The 4,016-nt window shown below is 42.2% G+C and carries 6 protein-coding genes; 2 read left to right on the top strand and 4 right to left on the bottom strand.

Annotated features, from left to right (window positions below):
* A partial coding sequence (locus tag ACFIJZ_RS09295) for a hypothetical protein (protein WP_375631847.1) occupies positions 1 to 989 on the top strand: 989 nt, incomplete at its 5' end.
* A gap of 89 nt (positions 990 to 1,078) precedes the next feature.
* Here ACFIJZ_RS09295 and ACFIJZ_RS09290 read toward each other — a convergent pair.
* The 4 genes from ACFIJZ_RS09290 to ACFIJZ_RS09275 form a co-directional block, all read right to left on the bottom strand.
* Positions 1,079 to 1,366, bottom strand: a complete 288-nt coding sequence (locus ACFIJZ_RS09290; RefSeq protein WP_120101694.1) for a HigA family addiction module antitoxin — start codon at positions 1,364 to 1,366, stop codon at positions 1,079 to 1,081.
* Between the two features lie 17 nt (positions 1,367 to 1,383).
* Positions 1,384 to 1,662: a type II toxin-antitoxin system RelE/ParE family toxin gene (locus tag ACFIJZ_RS09285; protein WP_375631845.1), complete on the bottom strand. Its 279-nt coding sequence runs from the start codon at positions 1,660 to 1,662 to the stop codon at positions 1,384 to 1,386.
* A 118-nt stretch (positions 1,663 to 1,780) separates the two neighbouring features.
* Positions 1,781 to 2,032, bottom strand: coding sequence for a type II toxin-antitoxin system prevent-host-death family antitoxin (locus ACFIJZ_RS09280; protein ID WP_375631843.1), 252 nt, complete (start codon positions 2,030 to 2,032; stop codon positions 1,781 to 1,783).
* A gap of 123 nt (positions 2,033 to 2,155) precedes the next feature.
* Positions 2,156 to 2,674 carry a Rha family transcriptional regulator gene (locus ACFIJZ_RS09275; RefSeq protein WP_375631841.1) on the bottom strand — a complete coding sequence of 173 codons (519 nt, stop codon included), beginning with the start codon at positions 2,672 to 2,674 and terminating at the stop codon, positions 2,156 to 2,158.
* A 350-nt stretch (positions 2,675 to 3,024) separates the two neighbouring features.
* Here ACFIJZ_RS09275 and ACFIJZ_RS09270 point away from each other — a divergent pair.
* A partial coding sequence (locus tag ACFIJZ_RS09270) for a phage tail sheath subtilisin-like domain-containing protein (RefSeq protein WP_375631839.1) occupies positions 3,025 to 4,016 on the top strand: 992 nt, incomplete at its 3' end.

The following is a 4,016-nucleotide window of genomic DNA, read 5'->3' as shown; positions in this document are numbered from 1 at the left end:
TCAATGAAGATCTCACAAGCTATGGGCACCTCACAAGCCCAAATGAATGGCAAAGTTATAATAAATTTACCAGCAAAATCACTATGAGTGGTGGCTTAGAACTGTTGGGTAATTCGTCGTTTAACCTTATCTATAATGGCAAAGTGGTTACCAATTTAAACACAAACGGAAGCTCGCTTAAAGGACCACTTAAAATCGATGGTGATGTTGTTTATACGAAGGCGCAAGTGGATGCCGCCATTTTGGCACAAATAAAGAGTCTTAAAAAAGATTTGATCGATAAAATCACAAATTGGCCGGCCCTTGCTGATGTTGAATTGCTCTATACACAGGATGGGAAAATTCAGTGGCCCGTCTGGGTCACCGATAAAACTAAAGTTGAGATCCAAGCTTGGGGTGGTGGGGGTAGTGGTGGTAGAGCGTTTGGGATAGGATTAGGAGGAGGTGGTGGAGGTGGTGGTTGTTCCGTCTGGTATGGCTATAAAGTCAGTTTAAACGGTCACGAGGATATCATCATTGGTAAAGGAGGGGCTTCTATTGCAAAGAATTTTGTAAGCGGTAAGCCTGGAGAAACAACAACCATTGGCAAAAATTTTATTACCGCTACCGGAGGAAAGGGTGGTGGGGGAGCTGACGCCCGTATCTCTCACTCGATTACTGGGAGTACGAATTCCTTCTATTCAGGCTCTGGTGGTGCTGGAGGCGTGGGAGGAAATTTTGGTTTAGCAAAAGACGAACATCCAGGACTTGCTAAAGGTGGAAATGGTTGTGCTGGAACGAGTGGAAACAATGGAAAAACAAGCGGTAATGGCGGTGATGCTGGGGGTGATACATCAAGGGGGGGCTCTGGAGGAACGGGACAAGGCTCATATAGTTCAGGAAAAGCGGGGCGTGGCTTTGGGGGTGGGGGTGCTGGTTCTCATGGGACTGATTGTTCAAGTGGCGCTGGAGCTGATGGGGCTGTCCTCATAAGATTATGGAAAGATTAAATGGTTGTGAACGATCACAAAAGAAAGACGAGCAAGTTTAAGTTATAATAGCACCTTTAAAAAAAGCATCTCAATACGATAGAACAGCACTAACAAGAACTCGTGAAAAGAGGATGTATTTTAGGTTGTTTATGTTTTAGAGCTTGTGCTAAATCATAATTTGCCTGCATAGCTAACCAAGCACGTGCAGTACTCACACCAGCCATTTCAAGCCTAATAGCGAGATTGGGACTAAGTGCAGCTTTCCCATTTAAAACCCTAGAAAATGCGACACGAGACATACCAAGCCGTTCGGCTGTTTCACTAACAGATAAACCAAGCTCTGCGATTACGTCTTCACGCAATAATTCACCGGGATGTGGAGGATTTTTCATCATTTTTTAGTTCTCCTTATTTAATGATAATCTAGGTAATCGACCAATTCGACATCTATACCAATAAAACGGAATATTACGCGCCAATTTCCATTTACAGTAATTGACCAATAGCCCTTAAGATCACCTTTTAGAGGATGTAATCGAAAGGACGGATAATTCAAATCATTTGGTGATATAGCTACATCAAGAGCACCGAGAATACGCCTTAACTTTTGAGTGTGAGCTGATTGAATGCCTTTTGTCGTACCAGTGTTGTAGAAAGCTTCGAGCCCTTTATGTTTAAATCCTAAAATCATAATGCACTATATCGTGTATCGTTACCAAATACAAGAAGGACGCGCTTTACGTCCTGAATGTTCACCTTTTTGCGCTTGTTCGTGCCATAAATAATAATATCGAACAACATCCCCTGCTTTAAACATGTTCATCACTATTCAAAATGTCATCTAAACCACGATCTAAATCGTCTAATATATTTTGCGGTGCATCTGCATAAACAAAAGATTGTGCACCAGAACGAGATTTTACTAATTCATTATATAAATCAACAGGAAGCATAATGATTTTTTCACGCCCTCGCTTTGTTAAAGCTACAGGTGTAGACATAGCCTCGTCTAAAATATCGCCTGCCCCGCGGTTTACATCTGTAAAACTATATTTTTTCATATGCACATCCTATCTTTAATGTATAATACGTATTATACGTAGAATATGTATTATGTAAAGATATTTTACGGCATTAACTACCTCCCCGCCTCAAAGACGAGGAGATAAAATCATGTTTTTAACTTAAGCTACTTTTACAACAGGGCTTACTAAAACTCGCTTGGCTTCTTCAACAAGCGTTTTATAATGTTTGCTCTCTTCTGCTAATGTAAAGGCTTTAACAAGATGCATGTGAAGCGGTCCATAAATATAAACAGCTTTTTCAGTAGGTCCCATTTCATTCCAGTTGCTTGGAAAATCAAAGCGTGTATCACGATCATTATCAATTAATTGGTTTTTTAAATCATAGAAAGCTTTGACGAGGGCTTTTTTGAATGCACGCACCGTATCATTGTTACGCATATAGGTCATGAGTAGAGTGGCTTGTGGTTCGTTGAGAATAGCAATTACTCTTTTCTGTCTTCCGCCTTTGGTCCCAAAGGGTGAGATTTCAAATCCAACCCTTCCAAATTCTTCAAGGTCTTCAATGTTTTGACGTACCAACTTTATAACTGTAGCGTGGCTATTCCCCACACCACCGGCAATTTTTAAAGAGGTTGTGACAGCAATACCATCATTGTTGATTGTTACTAGATTGTTCATAATGAACTCCTTACTATTTAGTTGTTTTCTATTGACGCCCTAGAGGGGTATCGGGTGCTAGAAAACACGGTAGTAAGTCCGTCGTTATGCTTTCCCCATAAGGGTATTTTATAGCGTAACTACACCCGATAACATTATTATACGCTATGCGCATATAACGAGTCAAAGCATTCAATGCACGGAAAAAGACTGTTTCGGTAACCAATCCGCTTGTTGTTTTAAGATGTTTTTGAAGCACCTTTGTATGAATCTAACGGTTTTAAAGTTTTTGTCAAGTCGCTCGTCAGAACGGCTTCCACCTCTAATTTTTCCCATTCATTTCATTAGCCAACCATTTAAAGGAGTATAAAATGGCAACAGGTTTTTTACACGGTGTTGAAGTCGTTGAGGTTGACGACGGCACCCGCCCCCTTCGCGCGGTACAATCGGCAGTTATCGGGATTGTTGGCACAGCACCCGATGCCGATGACCGAGCATTCCCTCTCAACACACCGGTTTTGGTAGCAGGCTCTCTTTCACAAGCTGCAAAACTCGATAAAACGGGTAAGCGTCAAGGTACCTTACCCAATGCCCTTGATCTTATTTTTAAACAAGTAGGCGCCATTGTCGTTGTCGTACGCGTGCACGAGGGTGACAACGAAAATGCAACACTCACCAATATTCTGGGTGGTGTAACCGCAAATGGTGCTTATGAAGGTGTTCATGCTTTCATTGGAGCACAATCCATTGTAGGACAAACACCACGCATTCTCATCGCTCCAGGCTTTACACATCAACGCCCTTCCAGTGTGAATATTGAAGAGAATGGAACTAGTGCAACTGCCAACCCCGTCGCAGCAGAACTCATTGGCATTGCAGAGCGTCTGCGTGCTATTGTGGTGCTTGATGCACCCAACACAACAGATGAAGCTGCTCTTAGCACAGCAAAGGATTTTGATTCAAAGCGCGCCATCATAGTTGACCCTTTTGTAAAAGTGAATCGTGATGGAAAAATCATAGAACAGCCAGCAAGTGCAGCGGTTGCAGGTGTCATTGCTAAAACGGATTTTACCCATGGTTTTTGGCATTCCCCTTCAAACAAAGTGATCAATGGCATTGTTGGTATTGCACGCCCCATTGATTTTTCCATTGGGGACAGATCCAGCCGTGCCAACCTTCTTAATGAACAAAACATCACAACAATCATCCGCGAAAATGGTTATCGCCTCTGGGGTAATCGCACACTCTCAAGCGATACAAAATTTGCTTTCTTATCGGTGGTGAGAACCGCAGATATGATCAATGATGCCATTTTGCGCGGGCATCTATGGGCTGTCGACCGCAATATCAAAAAAACCTACAT

Source organism: Bartonella sp. CL70QHWL, assembly GCF_042194855.1.
Classification (GTDB): domain Bacteria; phylum Pseudomonadota; class Alphaproteobacteria; order Rhizobiales; family Rhizobiaceae; genus Bartonella.
Note: the sequence above shows the minus strand (reverse complement) of the source record. Positions and strands in the feature narration are given on the sequence as shown.